The sequence below is a fragment of the Streptomyces canus 299MFChir4.1 genome (assembly GCF_000383615.1).
GTDB lineage: Bacteria > Actinomycetota > Actinomycetes > Streptomycetales > Streptomycetaceae > Streptomyces > Streptomyces canus_C.
Genome location: NZ_KB911587.1, coordinates 408,613 through 427,964, shown reverse-complemented (window position 1 = coordinate 427,964; position 19,352 = coordinate 408,613). Strand labels below are relative to the sequence as shown.

Here is a 19,352-nt window from a genome sequence, read left to right as displayed (position 1 = left end):
GCTTCCTCGTCAGCGAAGGCGTCCTCGCCCAACAAAACGACCTCCAGAACATCGTCTACTGCGCCGGCGCCACCACAGACGGCTCCAACACCTACAACGTCGTCGACGTCACCACCACACCCCACGTCGTCATCCCCGACATCACCCTCGAACGCAACGTCTACACCACCTCCTCCTGCGGCCTGTGCGGCAAAGCCAGCCTCGACGCCGTCCGCACCACCACCCACTGGCCCATCCACGACACTCCCCCGGTCCGCGTCAGTCCCGACCTCCTCGCCAGCCTCCCCGACCGGCTCCGGGCAGCCCAACGCGTCTTCGACCGCACCGGAGGCCTCCACGCCGCCGCCCTCTTCACCGAACACGGCGAACTCCTCGACATACGCGAAGACGTCGGCCGCCACAACGCCGTCGACAAACTCATCGGCCGCGCCCTCCAACACGGCCACCTCCCCCTCTCCCGCACCCTCCTCCTCGTCTCCGGCCGCGCCTCCTTCGAACTCGCACAAAAAGCCGTCATGGCCGGCATCCCCCTCCTCGCCGCCGTCTCCGCCCCCTCCTCCCTCGCCGTCGACCTCGCCACCGAAACCGGCCTCACCCTGATCGGCTTCCTACGCGGCCCCTCCATGAACGTGTACGCGGGCGAGGACCGGCTGGCGCTGGAGGCAACGGCAGCCCCGAGCTGAGCGGCTTCCCCTCTCAGCCCTTCGGCTCCTCGGCAAGGGCCTCGACGAACGCTGCGACAAGGGGTGATCTCCGGCTCGCCTCCCAGGCCAGGAAGACCTGGTCCGGCTCCGCGTCCAGGACCGGGACGTAGGTGATGTCCGGCCGTGAGTACTGGCGGGCGACGGACTCGGGGACGAGGGTGATGCCCTGTCCGGCCACCACGCGCTCGAACTTCTCCTCGATGGTGCGGATCGGGACGTCGTCGGGGCCGGGATCGGCGTACCGCAGCCGTGGCTCGTCCGCCAGGTCGGCCAGGCGCAGCTCCTGCTTGCCGGCGAGCCGGTGGTCCGCGGGGAGCATCGCCACGCGGCTCTCGGTGAACAGCGGCAGCAGCTCCAGGCCGCGCTCGCGGACCGGTGGCCGCACGTAGGCGAGGTCGACGGTGCCGTCGAGGATGAGGTCCTCCTGGTCGTCCCACTCGACGCGGCGCGCCTCGACGGCGATGTCGGGGCGGGCGGCGCAGAAGGCGCGCAGGGCGTGGGACAGCACGATGCCCGCGCGGAAGCCGACGACCACGCGGTGCGGGCCGTGGGCTGCGCGGTGGACCCGGCGCCGGGTGCCGTCCGCGGTGGCGAGCAGGTGCCGGGCGTCGTCGAGGAGTTGGCGCCCTGCCGGGGTCAAGGTGACGCCGTGGCTGTCGCGTTGGAACAGGACGGCGTCCAAGTCCTTCTCCAGTGCCTTGATCTGGCGGCTCAGGACCGGCTGGGCGATGTGCAGCCGCTCGGCCGCCCGTCCGAAGTGCAGCAGCTCGGCCACCGCGACGAAGTAGCGCACTTTCCGCAGGTCGAGGTCCATGGCCGTCCTTCCCTCGGCGATGCCTCCAGGGTATCGCCGAGGTCGAAAGAGGTCTTGGACGGCGCGGCGGGGGCGCCCGCAGGCTGGAGCCGAACACCCACGAAAGGGGAAACGGCATGAGCCTGCGGGGACAGCGGATCGTCGTGGTCGGCGGCACATCGGGCATCGGTCTGGCGGTGGCGGACGCGGCGGCCCGGGACGGTGCCGAGGTGGTGGTCGCCTCGCGCCGGAGGGAGAGTGTGGAGGCGGCACTGAAGCAGTTGCCGCCGGGTGTCTCGGGGGATGTTCTCGACGTCACCTCGGAGGCCGGTGTGCGGGCCTTCTTCGCGCGGACGGGTGCCTTCGACCACCTCGTCTTCACGGCGGGCGAACCGCTGCGGTTCGAGCCGCTGGCCGAGTCCGACCTCGCCCGGGCGCGGAGCTTCCTGGAGACGCGGCTGTGGGGCGCGGTCACGGTGGTCAAGTACGGGGCGCCGCTCATCCGGGAGGGCGGGTCGGTCGTGCTCACCACGGGGACCGTCGCGCACCGGCCGATGCCGGGGACGAGTGTGGTGGCGGGCCTGGCCGGGGCGATGGAGTCGCTGACCCGGGCTCTGGCCCTGGAACTGGCTCCGGTCCGGGTCAACGTGGTCGAGCCGGGGGTGGTGCGCACCGAGCTGTGGCGGGAGCTTGCGGAGGAGGAGCGCGACGGCCTGTTCGCGGCCGCCGCCGAGTCGCTCCCCGTGGGGCGGGTCGGCGAGCCGGAGGAGGTCGCCGAGGCGTATCTCTATCTGATGCGCGGCGGTTTCAGCACCGGCTCGGTGGTGGTCGTGGACGGCGGAACGGTTCTGGTCTGAGGGTCAGCCCGCCACGAACCGCACCTGATCCACCGTCACCACCGTGCCCAGGCGCGGGAAGTCGAGGCCGGTCGAGGACTCGTGCTCGGCGGTGGTGAAGGCGGCCATCGCGTCCTCGACGAGGACGAGGTCGTAGCCGAGGTCGAGGGCGGCGCGGGCGGTGGACTCGACGCCGAGGTTGGTGGCGATTCCGCCGAACACCAGGGTGGTGACGCCGAGTGCGCGGAGGCGTGCGTCCAGGTCGGTGCCCTGGAAGGCGCCGATGGTCCGCTTCACGATCTCTACGTCGCCGGGGTGGGCGAGACCGGGGACCAGCCCGCTGCCGGGTGGCTGGTCGGCGACACCGGGGCGTTCGACGCGCACCAGCACGACGGGTGCGCCGACCGCGCGGAAAGCGGCCGCCAACTCCTCGGCCGCGGTGAGGACTTCGGTGCCTTTGCGGGGTTCCAGGGGCAGCGCGACGATCCGGTCCATCAGATCGACGAGTACGAGGGCGCTGCGCGCGGGATCGAGGGCGAGGGGTCCGGTCATGACGGAACGTTATCCGCCATCAGCCCTCCGTGCCGGAGATCCGGATCAACAGGTCCATGAACATGGCGCGTTCGTCCGGGGAGAGGGGGGCCAGGAGCTCGTCGTTGGCGTGGCGGGCCGCCTTCTCGCAGCGGGTCAGCAGCCGTGCCCCGTCCTCCGTGAGGGACACCGCGTTCTTGCGACGGTCCCCGGGGTCCGGTTCGCGCAGGACGAGTCCGGCGGACTGGAGGTCGTTGAGGACACCGACCAGGTCCTTGGGGTCGAGCCGCACCGCGCGGCCGAGGTCGGCCTGGGCGACGGGGGCGAGGTCGCGGACGGCGGAGAGCACCACGTGGTGCCACATCTTCATGCCCTCGGCTGCCAGCGCCTCGGCCACCAGGGTCCGTCCGCGGGCGGCGGCGCGCCCGAGGAGCCAGCTGGGGAGGGAGCGGATCGCGGGGAGGGGTGCTTCGGCCATGGGGCCAGCCTAGCCACTATTCATTGGACTTCCCAACGACCAGCGCCTTACCGTTGGGAAGTCCAATGAATCTGTTGGGCAGCCCAATGAATCGGCTGGGAGTCCGATGAAGCAGGGGAGGTCGGATCGATGCGTCGCGTCCGTTACGAGTCCACGGGTGGCCCGCTGTTCCTGGAGGAGGCGCCGGTCCCCGCGCCGGGCCCCGGCGAGCTCCTCGTGCGCTGCGAGGCGATCGGCGTCACGCTGCCCGTCGTCCGCAAAGTGACCGAGGCCGCGGAGCCGGTACCGCTCGGCGGCGAACTCGCCGGTGAGGTGGTGGCCGTCGGCGCCGGCGTCACCCGCTTCCGGCCCGGCGAACGCGTCACGGGCCTGTGCTTCGGCCACGGTTACGCCGACTTCGCGCTGCTGCACGAGCCCATGGCCTCCCCGGTCCCCGACGGCGCCTCGGCGCTCGACGCGGTCGCCCTGGTCCGCAGCGGCCTGGTCGCGCTCGGCGCGCTGGAGGCGGCGAGACCCGAGCCGGGAGAGACGGCACTGATCACGGCGGCGGCGAGCGGGGTCGGGCACCTCGCCGTGCAGCTCGCGCGGGCCCGGGGCGCCTCCCGGGTGGTGGGCGCGGTGTCCGACCCGGCCAAGGCGGACTTCGTGCGCTCCCTCGGCGCCGACACCACCACCCTTTACGGCGACAGCAGTTGGGGAGATCCCGTCGATTACGTCCTCGACGCGGTCGGCGGCGAGCTGCTCACCCCGGCGCTCGCAGCTCTGGCTCCGGGCGGGCGGCTGGTGGCGTACAGCTCGGGCGGCGGGACCATCCGGGCGTACGACCTCCTCGTCGGCGCCAAGTCCGTGACCGGGTTCCAGATGGCGCGGATCGCCCGCGAGCGGCCCGAGTTGTACGAGCGGTGGCGGCGGGAGCTGTGGCGGAGGTTCCTGGACGGCACGCTTCGGCCCGCCGTGCACGGGGAGTTCGCCCTGGAGGACGCGGCGAAGTCGCACGAGGTGATCGAGTCGCGGCGCAACCTCGGAAAGGTCGTACTCCATCCGTGACGGGACACGCGCGGGGTTCTTGTGAGGCGCGAGGGGCGGAACTACCGTCCGTCACCGGAAGGTCACATTTCCGGATGTACGGACACCTGAAAGGGCGCCCGTGCCGTCGAGTCGCGCACGTCTGAGATCCTCCCTGTCCGCCATTTCCGCCACCGCCGCCCTGCTCGCCCCGCCGAGCGCCGCTTTCGCCCAACCCCTGCCCTCCGCGCCGGGGTTGGAGCAGCAGATCCTCTTCAAGGCGGACCGGGACCCCGGTTACACCTGCTTCCGTATCCCGGCGATCGTCCGTACCGCCGCCGGTACCCTGCTCGCGTTCGCCGAGGGGCGCGTCCTGAACTGCGGGGACGCCTCCGACATCGACATCGTCCTCAAGCGGTCCACCGACGGCGGCCGCACCTGGGGCCCCCTCCAGGTGGTCAGCGAGGGCGCGGGCGACACCCACGGCAACCCGGCGCCGCTCGTGGACCGCGGGACGGGCCGCGTCCTGCTGGCCGAGACGTACAACCCGGGCCGTACGGACGGCGGGACCTGCCGGGCGCCCTGCGCGCGCACCCCGCACCTGCGGTACAGCGACGACGACGGCCGCACCTGGTCCGCGCCCCGCGACCTGAGCGACGAGCTCCTGCCCGCGCGGCGCACCTCCTGGTACGCCACCGGCCCCGTGCACGGCATCCAACTCGGCCACGGACGGAATGCCGGGCGGCTGGTGTTCGGTGTCAACGCCGAGACGTGGGACGGCGAGCGCAGCGAGATGGGGGTCCCCCCGGCCGGAGGCTCGGGGAGGGTCACCGCCAACCACGCGGCACTCGTCGTGAGCGACGACGGCGGCGAGCACTGGCGGGTCGGCGCCACCGACTCCTGGCCGGTCGCCGCCGACGGCACCTTCCGGCAGAAGCCCTCGGAGGTCACGCTCACCGAGCGCGCCGACGGTTCCGTGCTCGTCAGCGGACGCGAGCAGGACGGCACGGACCTCGGCCACCGCACCCAGGCCGTCAGTGTCGACGGCGGCGACAGCTTCGACGCGCCGTTCCGGGCCCTGCCGGACCTGTACGCCCCGCAGGTCCAGTGCGCCACCTTCGGGCTCGGCGCGCGCCTGCTGCTGTCCTGCCCGGCCGACCCGGACCGCCGCCGCACGATGACGATCCGCTCCTCCTACGACGGCGGCGCCACCTGGGACACCCCCGACCGCGCCACGGTCGTCACCACCGACTGGTCCGGCTACTCGGACATGGCCCCGGTCGACGAGGAAACGGTGGGCCTGCTGTACGAGGGCGGGACCGCCGACGCGCGCGACGAGATCCGCTTCGCCCGCTTCACCGAGGACTGGCTGACACCGCGCCGCGGCCCCGACCCGACCACCCCCGACCGCGCTCCCCTCGCGCCGCCCGCGGCCGTGCTCGGCGGCGCCCGCGAGACGACCGGGGTGATCGGCGGCGCCCTGGACCTCGACGGCGCCGACGACGCCGTAAGACTGCCGTATCGTGCGCAACTCCCGCTCGGCACGAAGGACTTCACCGCGTCCCTGTGGTTCCGGTACACGGCCACGGCCGGGGAGCAGCCGCTGCTGTGGATGGGCGGGGTCGGTCCGGATCAGCCGCAGGTCTGGCTGCGCGGGGAGCCGACGAGCGGGCGGGTGCGCGGGCTGATCACCGTGCGGGCGGGCGCGACGACCCTGCGGACGGCTTCGGTGAGCACGAGTGGCGCGTACAACGACGGACGGTGGCACCACCTGGGCCTGCGCCGGGGCGGCGGCCGGCTGACGCTCTTCATCGACGGTACGGCGACCGGCGCACCGGATGTGCCGGGCTCGGTCAGCCGCACCTCCCCGTTCGGTGTGCACATCGGGCAGCGCATGGACGGCCGCGCCTTCTTCACCGGCGCGATCGACGAGGTCCGGGTGTGGGACCGGGCCCTGACCGACGCGGAGATCACCGGCGCGGACCCGGCGTCGGAGGGCACCGTCCTGTGGCTGCCCATGGACCGGGTGAGCGAGAGCCGCTAACGTCGCGGACCGTGCCCGAGGACGCACGAGCACGACAGCGAACCGGCACCGGCGTCGGTCTGCTGCTGGCGCTGGTGCTCGGAGCCGTGCTGCTCACCGCCCTGCCGAACGGCGGCGGGCGGGACGCCGGCGCCTGCACACCGCTCACCGTCGGCTCCTGGTCCGCGGACGACCGCCTCACCGGCGAGTTCGCACGCTACGGCGACGACGGCGCCCGCGCCGACGACTGGACCGGCGGCGACGGCACCCACTCGGTGCGGCTGCCCGACGGGCGGCTGCTGTGGCTGTTCTCCGACACCTACCTCGGCCAGGTGTACGGCCCGCCCAACCCGCTCGGCGAGTCGTACGCCTGGCGCGACTCCACCGCCCCCCTGGTGCGCAACTCGGCGGTGCTGATGCGCGACGGCCGCCTGGAGGCCACCCTCCCGACGCCCCTGTTCCCGGACCCCGGCCCGAGCCAGTGGCGCTGGCCCGTCGCGGCCCGCGTCGAACCCCGCTCCCCCGACTCGGACGAAAAGGTCGTGCGGGTGCTGCTGTGGGTGCGGACGGCGGGCCAATCGCCCTGGATCTACGGCGTTCCGACCGCCACCGAGGTGGCCACGCTCTCGCTGCCCGGCCTGCGCGTCGAGTCGATCACGAAGGTCCTCGACGAGCAGCGGGTCAAGGACCCCTCCCGGCGGGTGCTGTTCGGGACCACGCTGGTCGAGGACGGCGAGTGGACGTACGTCTTCGGCGGCGACGACGGCCAGGCCGCGTCCCGTTCCGCCTCCTCGGCCTACGTGGCCCGGGTGCCGAAGGGCGGGCTCGCCGAACCGGGCGCCTGGGAGTACTGGGACGGCTCGCAGTGGACGACCGGCGCCCGCCCGCGCCCGGTGCTCGGGGACGGGCGGCGCACCGGGGTGGGCAGCGCCTTCTCCGTCGTCCAACAGAACGGGACGTACGTGCTGTTCACCATGGCCGCGGGCACGAAGGGGCTCACGGCCGTGACCTCGTACTGGGCCTGCTCCCCCACCGGACCGTGGCACGGCCCGGAGAAGGACTTCACGCCGTCCCTGCCCGCTGGGCAGGTCGCCGCCTACAACCCGCAGACGCATCTCGCACTCAGCGGCGGAGGGCGGCTGGTGCTCAGCTATGACGTCAACTGGCTGGAGACGGCGGTCGCTTCGGCGCAGCTCAGCCGGAACGTGTCGCTGTACCGACCGCGGTTCGTGACGCTGCGCCTGACTCCGGCCCGCTGACCTCGGCGCTCTCTCCGGTCTCCGCCGGGACGGGGTCGTGCGAGCGGCGCTTGGCGATCACCGCGCAGACCATCAGCTGCATCTGGTGGAACAGCATCAGCGGCAGCACGGCGAGCGAGGCGTGCGCGCCGAACAGGACGCTGGCCATGGGGAGTCCCGCGGCGAGGGATTTCTTCGAGCCCGCGAACTGGATGGCGATGCGGTCCTCGCGGCCGAAGCGCAGCGCCTTGGCGCCGTACCAGGTCAGGGCGAGCATCAGGGCGAGCAGGACGGCCTCGACGATCATGAGCCCGCCGAGCCTGAGCGGGCTCACCTGGTGCCAGATGCCCTGGACCATGCCCTCGCTGAACGCGGTGTAGACGACCAGCAGGATCGACCCGCGGTCGACGAGTCCCAGGACCTTCTTGTGGCGGGTGATGAAGCCGCCGATCCAGCGGCGCGTCAACTGGCCCGCGAGGAACGGCACGAGCAGCTGGAGCACGATCTCCAGGAGCGAGTCCGCGGAGAACCCCCCGCCGCTGCTGCCGAGCAGGGCGGCCGCAAGGAGCGGGGTGATGACGATGCCGACCAGGGAGGAGAAGGAGCCGGCGCAGATCGCGGCCGGCACGTTGCCGCGGGCCATCGAGGTGAAGGCGATCGAGGACTGGATGGTGGAGGGGACCAGGGTGAGGAAGAGCAGGCCCTGGTAGAGGGGGTTGGTCAGGAAGACCGGGACGAGTCCGCGGGCGGCGAGGCCCAGCAGCGGGAAGATCACGAACGTACAGGTGAGGACCGTGACGTGGAGCCGCCAGTGCTTGAGGCCGTCCAGGGCCTCACGGGTGGACAGGCGGGCGCCGTACAGGAAGAAGAGGAAGGCGATCGCCGCCGTGGAGGCTCCGGAGGCCACGTCCGCGGCCGTCCCGCGTGCCGGTACGAGGGCCGCGAGGCCCACCGTGCCGAGCAGCAGCAGGATGTACGGGTCGACCGGCATCCAGGCCGGCCACTTCAGGCGCTTCACGGTGCTCCACTTGCTCGTGTTCGACGACGGTACGGGGACATGACGGGTACCTCCCTCAGGACGGAAGGTCCCCCTCCATCGTCCTCCCTCACCCCTTGATCGGGAATCCCGCATACCACTCTGACTGTCATCACGTTCCGCGATAAGCTCGCGCCATGTACGACCCGTCGCAGTTGCGCACGTTCCTGGCGGTGTCACAGACCCTGAGCTTCACGCAGGCCGCCCGGCGGCTGGGGGTGCGCCAGTCGACCGTGAGCCAGCACGTACGGCGTCTGGAGGACGCCGCCGGGCGGCAGCTGTTCACCCGGGACACCCACTCCGTGGAGCTGACGGAGGACGGCGAGGCGATGCTGGGGTTCGCGCGGCGGATCCTGGAGGTGCAGGACCAGGCGACCGCGTTCTTCACCGGTACGCGCCTGCGGGGGCGGCTGCGGTTCGGGGCGTCGGAGGACTTCGTGCTCACCCGGTTGCCGGAGATCCTCGAGAGCTTCCGGTACGACCATCCCGAGGTGGACCTGGAGCTGACGGTCGAGCTGTCGGGCACCCTGCACGAGCAGCTGGCCGCCGGGAAGCTGGACCTCGTGCTCGCCAAGCGGCGCCCCGAGGATCCCCGGGGCGAGCTGGTGTGGCACGACCGGCTGGTGTGGATCGGCGCGGAGCGGCTCCGCCTGGACGCGGACCGTCCGGTGCCGCTGATCGTCTACCCGCCGCCGGGGATCACCCGGACGCTGGCCCTGGAGGCGCTGGAGCGGCAGGGGCGCGAGTGGCGGATCGTGTGCACCAGCGGAAGCCTGAACGGGCTGATCGCGGCCGCGCGGGCCGGACTGGGGGTGATGGCCCACTCCCGGGGGCTGGTGCCGCCGGGGCTGGTGCGGGTGCCCGACCGGTCCGGGCTGCCGGAACTCGGGCGGGTGGACTTCGTCCTGGTCCACGGCCGTCGGCGGACGGCCGCTCAGGAGGCCGCGGACGCCCTGGCCTCCGCGATCCTGGCGGGCGGGGACCGGCTGCACCGACGGTGAGGCCTCCGGCCGGAGTGACAAATTCCGGGTCGGCGGCGCTGAGGGCAGAGAAGGACGGCACCTGGTGGACAACCGTTTCACCAGGGTGGTGAGCCGCGATCAGGACGTACAGATTCCGTGGAGATTGCGGCTCGGAAACTTACGCAACCGTCGGTTTTCTGTCCGACCCTTCCCTATGTGAGGGTATTTTCCGGTACTGACCAGGCCATACGTGAGCACCCCTCGGCTTCGGCCCCCCTCCCACCGGGGGTCAGGGTGGGGTAGCTTTCACGGCGCTGTGCGGAGCTTCACTGAGCGCCAGGGAGAGCGGGGAGCGGGGTTTGCGCGAGTTCACCAACCCTCCGTTGGCGTTGGCACCCCCCGTGGGCGGACTGGCCGACGTCGTCTTCGAGCATGCCCAGAACGACCCCGTGCACATCGCACTCGGCCGCAAGGACGAGAACGGACGGTGGCGGGACGTCACGTCCGCGGAGTTCCGCGACGAGGTCATGGCCCTCGCCAAGGGATTGCTTGCCCAGGGCATCCGCTTCGGTGACCGGGTCGCGATCATGTCCCGTACCCGCTACGAGTGGACCCTGCTGGACTTCGCTCTGTGGACGATCGGCGCGCAGGTGGTGCCCGTCTACCCGACCTCCTCCGCCGAGCAGTGCTTCTGGGCGCTGTACGACGCCGAATGCACGGCCGCGATCGTGGAGCACGAGGACCACGCGATGACGATCGCCACCGTCATCGACCGGCTGCCGCAGCTGCACCGGCTGTGGCAGCTGGACTCCGGCGCGGTGCAGGAGCTGTACGAAGCCGGCGCCGCCATCGAGGACGAGGTGGTGCACCGGCACCGGCAGGCCGTGACCCCCGACTCGGTCGCGACGATCATCTACACCTCGGGCACCACCGGCCGCCCCAAGGGCTGTGTGATCACCCACGGCAACTTCATGAACGAGGCGGACACCGTCATCGAGCGGTGGGAGCCGGTGTTCCACTCCAAGAAGGGCGACGAGGCGGCGACCCTGCTGTTCCTGCCGCTCGCGCATGTCTTCGGGCGGATGGTGCAGGTCGCGGCGATCCGCGGCGGGGTCCGCTTCGGCCACCAGCCGCAGATGAACGCGGCCGCCCTGCTGCCGGACCTCGCCGCGTTCAAGCCGACCTTCTTCCTCGGGGTGCCGTACATCTTCGAGAAGGTCTTCAACGCCTCCCGCCGCAAGGCCGAGAAGGAGGGCAAGGCCGGGCCGTTCGAGAAGGCCGTCGACGTGGCCGTGAAGTACGCCGAGGCCATGGAGGCCAAGGCCTGGGGCATCGGGCCCGGCCCCTCGGCGGGGCTGCGGATGCAGCACCAGCTCTTCGACAAGCTCGTGTACGCGAAGATGCGGGCGGCGATGGGCGGCCGTATCAGACATGCCATGACCGGCGGTTCGGCCATGGACCGCAAGCTCGGGCTGTTCTTCGCCGGCGCGGGCGTGCACATCTACGAGGGGTACGGCCTCACCGAGTCGACGGCGGCCGCCACCGCCAACCCGCCCGAGCGCACCCGCTACGGCACGGTCGGCCAGCCCATCCCGGGCATGACCGTGCACATCGCGGACGACGGCGAGATCTGGCTGTACGGCCCCACCGTCTTCCAGGGCTATCTCAACAACGACAAGGCCACCGACGAGACCCTGCACGACGGCTGGCTCGCCACCGGTGACCTCGGCTCCCTCGACGAGGACGGCTACCTCACCATCACCGGCCGCAAGAAGGAGATCCTCGTCACCTCCGGCGGCAAGAGCGTCTCCCCCGGCGTGCTGGAGGAGCGGGTGCGCGACCATCCGCTGGTCTCGCAGTGCATCGTCGTGGGCAACGACCGGCCCTACATCGCCGCCCTGGTCACCCTCGACCAGGAGGCCGTCGAGCACTGGCTCGGCATGCACGACAAGCCCCGGATGTCCCCGGTCCAGCTGGTGCGCGACCCCGACCTGGAGACCGAGGTGCGGCGCGCCGTGGTGGCCGCCAACACCCTGGTCTCGCAGGCCGAGTCGATCCGCACGTTCCGCATCCTGGCGCAGCCCTTCACCGAGGAGCACGGGCTGCTGACCCCCTCGCTGAAGCTCAAGCGCAAGGCGATCGAGACGGCGTACGCGGGCGAGGTCGAGGCGCTGTACCGGGCCTGACGGCCCGTGTCACGGCCTCACGGCCCGTCAGCTGATCGTCACGCGGAAGATCTTGTCCGAGCCGTCCGCCGCTCCTCCGTTGTTGTCGCAGTTGGTGGTCGACAGCCACAGCTGGTCGGCGCCCGGCACCTTGACGACCGTGCGCAGCCGGCCGTAGGTGCCCACGTAGTACGCGGTCGGCGTGCCGACGTTCTCGTTGTCGCCGTTGATCGGGATCCGCCACAGCCGCTCACCGCGCAGCGAGGCCATGTAGACGACGTTGCGCACGATCGCGATGCCGCTGGGCGAGGCCTCCGAGACGTTCCAGGTGGCCTTCGGGTTGGTCATCCCCGCGGTGGAGCAGGTGCCCTCGCAGACCGGCCAGCCGTAGTTGGCGCCCGGCTTGATCAGGTTCAGTTCGTCCTTGGAGCTGTTGCCGAACTCCGCTTCCCACAGGCGGCCGTTGCGGTCGAAGGCGAGGCCCTGCGGGTTGCGGTGGCCGAGGCTGTAGACGTAGGTGCCGAACGGGTTGCCGGGGGCAGGTTTCCCGTCCGTCGTCATGCGCAGGATCTTGCCGTTGAGGGAGCTCTTGTCCTGCGCCAGGTCCGGTGTCTGGGCCTCGCCGGTGGAGACGTAGAGGTAGCCGTCGGGGCCGAAGGCGAGGCGTCCGCCGTTGTGGTACCGGTTCTTCTTGATGCCCTGCAAGAGCACTGTGTAGTCGCTCAGAGCGGTCCCGTCGAATGTCATGCGGACCACGCGGTTGCCCTCGGACGCGGTGTGCATGAAGTAGACGTGGTGGTTGGTCTCCCACTTCGGGTCGACGGCGACGCCGAGCAGTCCGCCCTCGCCGTTGGTGGTGACGGCGTTCGGGACCGTGCCGACCTGTGTCTTCGTGCCGTCCTTGGTGACCTTCCAGACCCGGAAGTCGTCCCGCTCGGTGACCAGCGCGCTCTTGCCGTCGGGCAGCCAGAAGACGCCCCAGGGGATGGTCCAGCCGGAGGAGAGCGTGGCGACGGAGGAGGGGACGCCGCCGTCGGTGGCGCAGGCCTTGGTGGTGAAGGTGACCGTGCTGCTCGGTTGGCTGACGTTGCCGGCCGCGTCGCGGGCGACGACGTTCAGGCTGTACGGGCTGTTGCAGGCGAGCCCGGTCAGCGTGGTCGAGGTGCCGGTGGTGACGGACTTGTAGACGGTGGTGTCACTGCGTACGTCGTAGCCGGTGACCGCCCGGTCGTCGGTGGAGGCGCCCCAGCTCAGTGCGGCGCTGTTCGCCGTGACGTCCGTCGCGGACAGGGTGCCGGGCTTGGTCGGCGGGGTGGTGTCGGAGCTGGGCTTGGTGGTGCAGTCGACGACGGGGCTCGCCGGGGACGTGTTGCCGGCCGCGTCACGGGCGATGCCGGTGAGGTTGTAGGTGGTGCCGGGGGTGAGGCCGGTGAGCGCCTTGCTGGTCGCACCGCCGGGCGCCTCACCGATCTTGTTGCCGTGCTCGTAGAGGTCGTACGCCGTCACGCCCACGTTGTCGGTGGAGGCGCCCCAGGCCAGCGTGAGCCCGTCCTCGCCGATGTCGGAGCAACTGGGCTGCCCGGGACGGCTCGGGGCCTGGGAGTCGGTGGCCGCGTCGACGCCGATGCGGTCGAGGTTGGGGCCGCCGGCGGCGGTGGTGGCGGTCGCGCGGATCTTGGCGGAGCCCGCGGTGAGCGGGACATCGACGGTCTTGGTCGCCCAGGTGTTCCAGTCGGCGGTGGCCGGGAAGGAGACGGCCGAGGACACGACCGTGCCGTTCACGGAGATGTCCATGGGCCGGTCGGTCGCGGTCCCGTTGGCGTAGCGGAAGGTGACGGCGGTGGTGCCCGTGGAGGCGGCACTGACGGTGAACTCCACATAGGAGCCCTTGACGTTGGTGTAGTCGACGAAGCCGGTGCCTGTGTAGCCGGTGTGGTTGGTGGCCACCGTGCCCTGCACGACGGTCGCGTCCTCCGCCTGGTAGTCGGTGGCCGCGAGCGCGGTGGCCTGGCTCAGGCCGGCGACGGGCAGCGCGAGGGCCGCGGCGAGGCCGTAGGGCAGAACTCTCTTGTTTTTCACGGATGTTCCCTTCAGCCCGTGTACTGGGTGAAGACCTTGAGGTAGTCGTACGGCTGCTGCGTCACGCCGCTGCAGGAGTCGCCGTCGGTGCCCGAGCCGCAGGGGCGGTCGCGGTTGACGGACCAGTAGGTGAGGCGCCCGATGTGGTGCTGCTGGGCGTAGGCGAGCATGGTCTTGAAGTCGGCGACCCGGACGCGCTCACCGGAGTCGTCGGTCTTGCCGTTCATCGAGGACAGCCCGATGTGGGCGTAGGCGGTGGCGTCGCTGTATCCGTACGCCGACTTGACCCGCGCCTTGAGGCCCTCCATGGCCTGCGTGGTCAGGGTGCCCATGTTCGTGGCGCCGCCGCCGAAGTCGAACGGCATGATGCACCACACGTCGTTCGCCAGGCCCGAGTTCGCCGCCCGCTTGATCATGTCGGCGCCGGTGGAGTCGGGGCCGCTGGTGGTGGTGCCGAAGGTGATGACGGTCTTCAGGCCGGGGTTGTTCGCCTTGACCGTCTTCAGCGCGTCGACGACCCGCTGCCGTACGGTCGCGTTGGACCACTCGGTGTTCTCGATGTCGATGTCGAGGGCCTTCAGCTTGTAGGCGTTGATCACCTTCTGGTAGGCGCCGGCGAGCGCCGAGGCGCTGGAGCACTTCTCGCCGAGCTTGTTCCCGCTCCAGCCGCCGACGGAGACCATGACGTCACCGCCGGCGGATCTGATCGCGTCGATCCTCGACTGGTCGGTGCCGCCGGTCAGCGCTCGCGAGCCGTCCCACTTCGGGTTGCAGCCTCCGTCGGAGAGGATGAACGCCAGGGTGAACCACTTGACGCCGGTCGCCGACATCACCGAGGTGGGGTTCTGCGGGTTGCCCCAGCCGAGGTACTCGTAGGGGGCGACGGCCATGCCCGGTGAAGCGGCCGCGCTCTTCAGGGAGTTGGCGGGCTTCACGCGGATCAGCCGGGTCTCGCCGGGACGCAGGGTCGCGCTGTAGGAGTCGGCGATCGCGCCCTTGTGGGAGCCGGACCACAGGTCGGTGACGTCTCCGGAGCCGGTGAAGCCGACCTGGGACCAGTCCACGGCGACCGTGGCGTTGCCGGACGTACCGGTGTTGAACAGGGCCACCACGTACTGGCCGTCGCTCTCCCTCTTGCTCCAGACCTGCTTGACCCCGCTGTTCACGATCCGCTTGGCGGCGACGCCGTCCTGGTCGACCCCGATGAGACGGTCGTTGGTCAGCATCGCCTTGTCGACCGGGTCGAGATCGGTCAGGTCGGTGCCGAGCAGCAGCGGCGAGGCGGCCATCGCCCAGAGCGTGAAGTGGGACCGGCGCTGGTCGGCGGTGAGGCCCGCCCGGTCGCCGTTGCCGATCTCCAGGGAGTCGAGGTCGTTCCAGCCGCCCGGACCGGCGTGCGGCTGCCAGGAGGCCGCGGTGTTGAAGCGGGAGGAGACGTGCGACCAGTCGGTGAGCGGATAGCCGCTGCCGTTGTCACCGGGACCGCAGTAGCACTCCACGTCGCCCTGGGTGCGCCAGCTGTTCGCCAGCTTCTTCCAGGTGGCGGCGTCCGCGATCGGAAGGTTGTTGGACAGCGCGAAGTTGATGGGCCGTCCGGTGGCGCGCAGCGCCTTGTCCCAGGCCTGGACGTCCGGGACGTCCTGACTGCCCACTCCGTCGATCTTGAGGTAGTCGACTCCCCAGGAGGCGAACTGCTTGGCCCAGGAGTTCACGAACTCCTGCGCGCCCGGCTTCTGGTAGTCGATGTAGTACATGTTCTTGCAGTTGTAGTTCTTCTCCGTCTTCGAGGTGTCCGCGATGTCCTTCGCGTGGTACGAGGTCCCCTCGATCGGGGTGTTCTTGGTGACGGCGTTCTTGGCGATGCCCGGCGTCACGTAGAAGCCGAACTTCAGGCCCTTGGAGTGGATGTAGTCGGCCAGCGCCTTGATGCCGGACGGGAACTTGGCGGAGTCGACGGCCCAGCGGCCGTAGGAGTCGACGACGAAGCCGTTGGAGTCGCACTTCTGCCAGAAGTCGTCGAGGTTGACGTAGACGAAGCCGTGGTTCTTGAGCCCGCTCGACAGGAGCGCGTCGGCCTGGGCCTTGAGCTTCGCCTCGGTCGGCGAGCGGCGGACGAAGCTCCAGCTGGACCATCCCATGGCGGGCCGGACGGACTGGCCGTTGTCGGAGGCGGCGGCCGGTTGGGCGGTGCCCACGAGCGGCACGGCGGCGGCGAGGAGCAGGCCCGCCACCGCGGCCGTGAGCGATCTGATCCGGATCATGACTGTCCCCCGTTCGTGGGTGTGGCGTACGACGTGCCGATCCATGCCTCGTCGATGCGCAGTCGCTTGTAGCGGGTGGTGTCGGTGGAGGCGGCCCAGGTGGAGGTGACCTCCAGGCGGACATAGCGGGCGTTGGCCGCGGTCAGGTCGATGCCCTGGATGCCGCGGCGGCTCGGCAGTTGGCCGGTCTTCACCGGGTTGCCCCAGGTGGAGCCGTCGGCGCTCAGATACACCTTGTAGTCCTTGATCCGCGCCGACTGCTCGGTGTCCGAGCGGGCGTAGGCGACGGAGTCCTCACGCTGGTTGAGCCCGAGGTACTGGACCTTCTTCGCGCTGCCGAGGTCGAAGGTGAGGTTCACCGGGAGGGTCTTGTTGTTGTCCCAGTAGGTGCCGTAATCACCGTCACCGGCGGCCGAGCCCGCGTGACCGCTCGCCGAGGCGCTCGCGCTCACCTTGACGCCGGTGAGGATGCCCTGGCGGCCGGCCGTGGTGACCTTGAACACCGTGTCGTACGGGTCCCAGGCACCTAGGCCGGTGAGGGTGAGTACGCCGCCCGACTGCGACCACGAAACCGCCTTGCCTGTACGGAGGTTGGTGACCGACGCGACGCGGTAGCCGTTGTCGCGGATGCGCAGGGTGCTGGTGCTGGGCGGGGTCAGCACGTGGATGTACTGGCGGTCGGGGTCCGTCTTGCTGATCGTGGTCACGCCGTGGGCGCCGTCGTTCCAGAATCCCGGCTTGAGCCCGCCGTACAGGTAGCCGCCGCCCTCCGTGCCGTGCAGGGACTCCCAGATGGGGTCGAGGTAGGAGTTGGCGAAGTTGTTGAAGTCGGCCTGGTTGGCCGGGAACTTGCCGTTGACCTGGGCGGTCTCGGCCATCAGCGCCTTCACGGACGAGCCGGCGTTGGTGACGAGGCGCCCGAGGGTGAGCATCTTGTCGACCGACGGGTCGGTGCCGCCGTACCACCAGGAGCCGGTGGAGGGGAGCTTGAAGTCCGCCTCGGTGAGGCGGGGTTGGGAGGTGTAGACGGCCTGCGGGTAGTCGTAGGCCGGGGTCATGCCCGTCTTCTGCTCATTGCTGATCATGTCCATGATCGGCGTGTCTTCGTTGTTGTTGCTGAGCGTGTAGTTCGGACGCTTCTCGTAGATCTGCCGGTAGAGGTCGTGGCTCTCCCAGTAGGCGTTGTCGTTGTCGATCCAGAAGCCGCCGAGGTCGGGATAGCGGTCCATGACCTCGAAGAAGTTGTCGTAACTGAACTGTCCGAAGCCGTCGTTGGTGGTCAGGTCGACGTTCTTGCCCTTGTAGGCCGAGTAGGCGTCCGAGTCGAGCCACTCGTGGCCGCCCTCGTCGTGCCACTGGGGGTCGTTGGTCATGTAGAGGATGACCTTCAGCCCCTTGGCCTTCGCGGCGGTGACGAGCTCACCCAGGAAGTCCCGCTTGGTGGAGCAGGAGCCGGGGATCTTCGACGGCCAGGTGCGGGCGTAGCCGAGGCGGCTGTGGAAGGAGGCGAGGACGAGGTACTGGGTGTGCAGCTTCTGGGCCTCCTTCACCCAGTAGTCGGCGTTCCAGCCGCCGTTCGTGACGTCGTTCTCCCAGTCGGTGCAGCTGGTGTGGGCGGGCGTGGTGCGCAGGCCCCAGTGCAGGAACAGTCCGCCCACCGAGGCGCGGAGGAAGTCCTGGCGGGGGTTCTCCAGATCCAGCGGCTCGGCCGCCGTACCGCAGTCCTGACCTCCCGAGACCCGCAGGGCGCCGCCTGAGGTGTTGTGGCTGTCCGTCAGGCAGCCGCCCGTCACGTCCTGGAAGCCCACGTCGAACGGGGAGCCGCCGCCCTTCTGCGCGGCGAACCGGGTGAGCCGGATGCCGTCCGCCGCGTCGGCCAGGAATGCCGGGCGGCCGTCGTCCGCGGCGAACTTCACCGAACTGTCGGTGAAGCGGATGTCGTCGGCGTTGTGGAGGTACCAGCCGTAGGCCGGCCGGGTCCCGATGGCCTTGGGGTTGTAGTCCTTCGGGTCGTTGCCCGGCACACCGGTGGACATGGTGCCGTTGCCGCCCGGGACCGTGATGTCGACGTGGTTGAAGGTCACGCCCTTGATGCGGTGGCCGGTCTCCCCCCACAGGGTCGGGCTGAAGGACGGGCTGCTGCCGGTGGCCGTGATGTCGTCGTACGTGATGTCGCTGATCGATCCGACACCGGGGCTGTTGCCGCACCGCTTTCGGGTGCCGATCTTCTGCATGATCGGCGAGTGGACGTTCGTCATCGTGATGTCGCGGTAGTGGACGTCGGAGATCTTCGCGCCGTCCATCGACACCATGCCGAGGCCGGACTTGTCGGCACCGTCGATACGGATGTTCTCGAACCGGTAGTCCGAGAAGTCGCCGCAGGTCTCCGAGCCGAACATGAGGGCGTTGCAGCAACGGGCGGAAAGGAAGCTGTCGTTGACGCGGACGTGACCGTTGGGGAGCTTGGCGCCGAGGGCGTAGTCGCTCTTGAAGACCAGGGCGTCGTCGTTGGCCCTGATGTTCGCGTTCGTCACCGTGACGTTCGTCGTGGAGATGATGTTCCAGCCGTCGCGGTCGCTCGCGGTGTCGATGGTCAGGTGGTCGGACGTCACGTTCTTGCAGCCGTTGACGAGCGCCGCGAAGTGGCCGCCGCGGCGCAGGGTGAGGCCGTCGCCGATCGTGAGGCCGTCGCACCGGGTCAGGGAGATGATCTTGTCGGCCTCGCCGGACTTCGGGTTGCCGGTGATCAGGTTGCCCATGCCGTCGATGACGCCCTGGCCGACGAAGCCGATGTCGGTCAGCTTGTCGCCGTAGATCATCGCGTCGCGGAAGTGGCTGTGCCCGTAGTCCTGGTAGGCGTCGTACGGATTGGACTCGGCCTTGTCGTAGGTGTCGGCGCTGGAACCCTGGAGGGTGGCGCCCTTGTCGAGCCGGAGCGTCACATGGCTCTTCATGTGGATGGTGTTCTTCGACTTGTAGTCACCGGGCGGGAAGCGGACGACTCCGCCGCCCGTCGCCGAACTCGCCGCGCTGATCGCCTTGTTGACGGCGGGGGTGTCGTTGGCGGAGCCGTCTCCCTTGGCGCCGTAGTCGCGTACGTCGAAGACGGCGGGCGCTCGGGACGGGTCCTGCGGGGCGGCCGGGGCCGCCGGGTGGCTGAGTCCGAGGACGACCGCGACGACGAAGAGGACGATCGCCGCCGCTCGGGAGCGGGAGCGCGGAGCAGTGGGGGGTTTCAAGG

14 protein-coding genes are annotated in these 19,352 nt (G+C 70.3%); 7 read left to right on the top strand and 7 right to left on the bottom strand.

What is annotated here, in order from left to right:
* On the top strand, positions 1–683 hold a 683-nt coding region (gene fdhD, locus H293_RS0117785), incomplete at its 5' end, for a formate dehydrogenase accessory sulfurtransferase FdhD (protein ID WP_020119214.1).
* 13 nt (positions 684–696) lie between these two features.
* Here fdhD and H293_RS0117780 read toward each other — a convergent pair.
* Positions 697–1,518, bottom strand: a complete 822-nt coding sequence (locus H293_RS0117780) for a LysR family transcriptional regulator (RefSeq protein WP_020119213.1) — start codon at positions 1,516–1,518, stop codon at positions 697–699.
* Between the two features lie 116 nt (positions 1,519–1,634).
* Here H293_RS0117780 and H293_RS0117775 point away from each other — a divergent pair, with 116 nt between their 5' ends.
* The gene (locus H293_RS0117775; protein WP_020119212.1) at positions 1,635–2,354 is read left to right on the top strand and encodes an SDR family oxidoreductase; all 720 of its coding nucleotides are present in this window, start codon (positions 1,635–1,637) and stop codon (positions 2,352–2,354) included.
* Positions 2,355–2,357: 3 nt separating this feature from the next.
* Here the strand turns inward: H293_RS0117775 and H293_RS0117770 are convergent, their stop codons facing one another.
* On the bottom strand, positions 2,358–2,885 hold the full coding sequence (locus tag H293_RS0117770; RefSeq protein ID WP_020119211.1) for an isochorismatase family protein: 528 nt from the start codon (positions 2,883–2,885) through the stop codon (positions 2,358–2,360).
* Positions 2,886–2,904: 19 nt separating this feature from the next.
* Positions 2,905–3,342: a MarR family winged helix-turn-helix transcriptional regulator gene (locus H293_RS0117765; RefSeq protein ID WP_020119210.1), complete on the bottom strand. Its 438-nt coding sequence runs from the start codon at positions 3,340–3,342 to the stop codon at positions 2,905–2,907.
* A gap of 129 nt (positions 3,343–3,471) precedes the next feature.
* Between H293_RS0117765 and H293_RS0117760 the strand changes: the two genes are divergently transcribed.
* From H293_RS0117760 to H293_RS0117750, 3 genes are all read left to right on the top strand, one after another.
* Positions 3,472–4,389: a quinone oxidoreductase family protein gene (locus tag H293_RS0117760; RefSeq protein WP_020119209.1), complete on the top strand. Its 918-nt coding sequence runs from the start codon at positions 3,472–3,474 to the stop codon at positions 4,387–4,389.
* A gap of 100 nt (positions 4,390–4,489) precedes the next feature.
* Positions 4,490–6,391: a sialidase family protein gene (locus tag H293_RS0117755; RefSeq protein ID WP_020119208.1), complete on the top strand. Its 1,902-nt coding sequence runs from the start codon at positions 4,490–4,492 to the stop codon at positions 6,389–6,391.
* A gap of 11 nt (positions 6,392–6,402) precedes the next feature.
* A complete protein-coding gene (locus tag H293_RS0117750) occupies positions 6,403–7,629 on the top strand; it encodes a DUF4185 domain-containing protein (protein WP_020119207.1) in 1,227 nt (408 codons plus the stop codon).
* On the opposite strand, the gene H293_RS0117745 is transcribed toward H293_RS0117750, so the two are convergent.
* Positions 7,565–8,599 (bottom strand): bile acid:sodium symporter family protein, encoded by a 1,035-nt coding sequence (locus H293_RS0117745; RefSeq protein WP_033415473.1) that lies wholly within the window; start codon positions 8,597–8,599, stop codon positions 7,565–7,567. The two genes, H293_RS0117750 and H293_RS0117745, sit on opposite strands and share 65 nt — an antisense overlap.
* A 182-nt stretch (positions 8,600–8,781) precedes the next feature.
* On the opposite strand from H293_RS0117745, the gene H293_RS0117740 reads away from it, so the two are divergent.
* Together H293_RS0117740 and H293_RS0117735 are read left to right on the top strand one after the other, a co-directional pair.
* On the top strand, positions 8,782–9,645 hold the full coding sequence (locus H293_RS0117740; protein ID WP_020119205.1) for a LysR substrate-binding domain-containing protein: 864 nt from the start codon (positions 8,782–8,784) through the stop codon (positions 9,643–9,645).
* A 320-nt stretch (positions 9,646–9,965) separates the two neighbouring features.
* Positions 9,966–11,792, top strand: a complete 1,827-nt coding sequence (locus tag H293_RS0117735) for an AMP-dependent synthetase/ligase (RefSeq protein WP_020119204.1) — start codon at positions 9,966–9,968, stop codon at positions 11,790–11,792.
* A 27-nt stretch (positions 11,793–11,819) separates the two neighbouring features.
* On the opposite strand, the gene H293_RS0117730 is transcribed toward H293_RS0117735, so the two are convergent.
* From H293_RS0117730 to H293_RS54905, 3 genes are read right to left on the bottom strand one after another with little or no spacing between them, the layout of a single operon-like run.
* Positions 11,820–13,850, bottom strand: a complete 2,031-nt coding sequence (locus tag H293_RS0117730) for a PQQ-dependent sugar dehydrogenase (protein WP_020119203.1) — start codon at positions 13,848–13,850, stop codon at positions 11,820–11,822.
* A gap of 11 nt (positions 13,851–13,861) precedes the next feature.
* The gene (locus H293_RS0117725) at positions 13,862–16,111 is read right to left on the bottom strand and encodes an alpha-galactosidase (RefSeq protein ID WP_020119202.1); all 2,250 of its coding nucleotides are present in this window, start codon (positions 16,109–16,111) and stop codon (positions 13,862–13,864) included.
* A complete protein-coding gene (locus H293_RS54905; protein WP_259294486.1) occupies positions 16,108–19,350 on the bottom strand; it encodes a glycosyl hydrolase family 28 protein in 3,243 nt (1,080 codons plus the stop codon). Before H293_RS54905 ends, H293_RS0117725 begins: the two co-directional genes overlap by 4 nt.
* Positions 19,351–19,352: the final 2 nt, after the last annotated feature.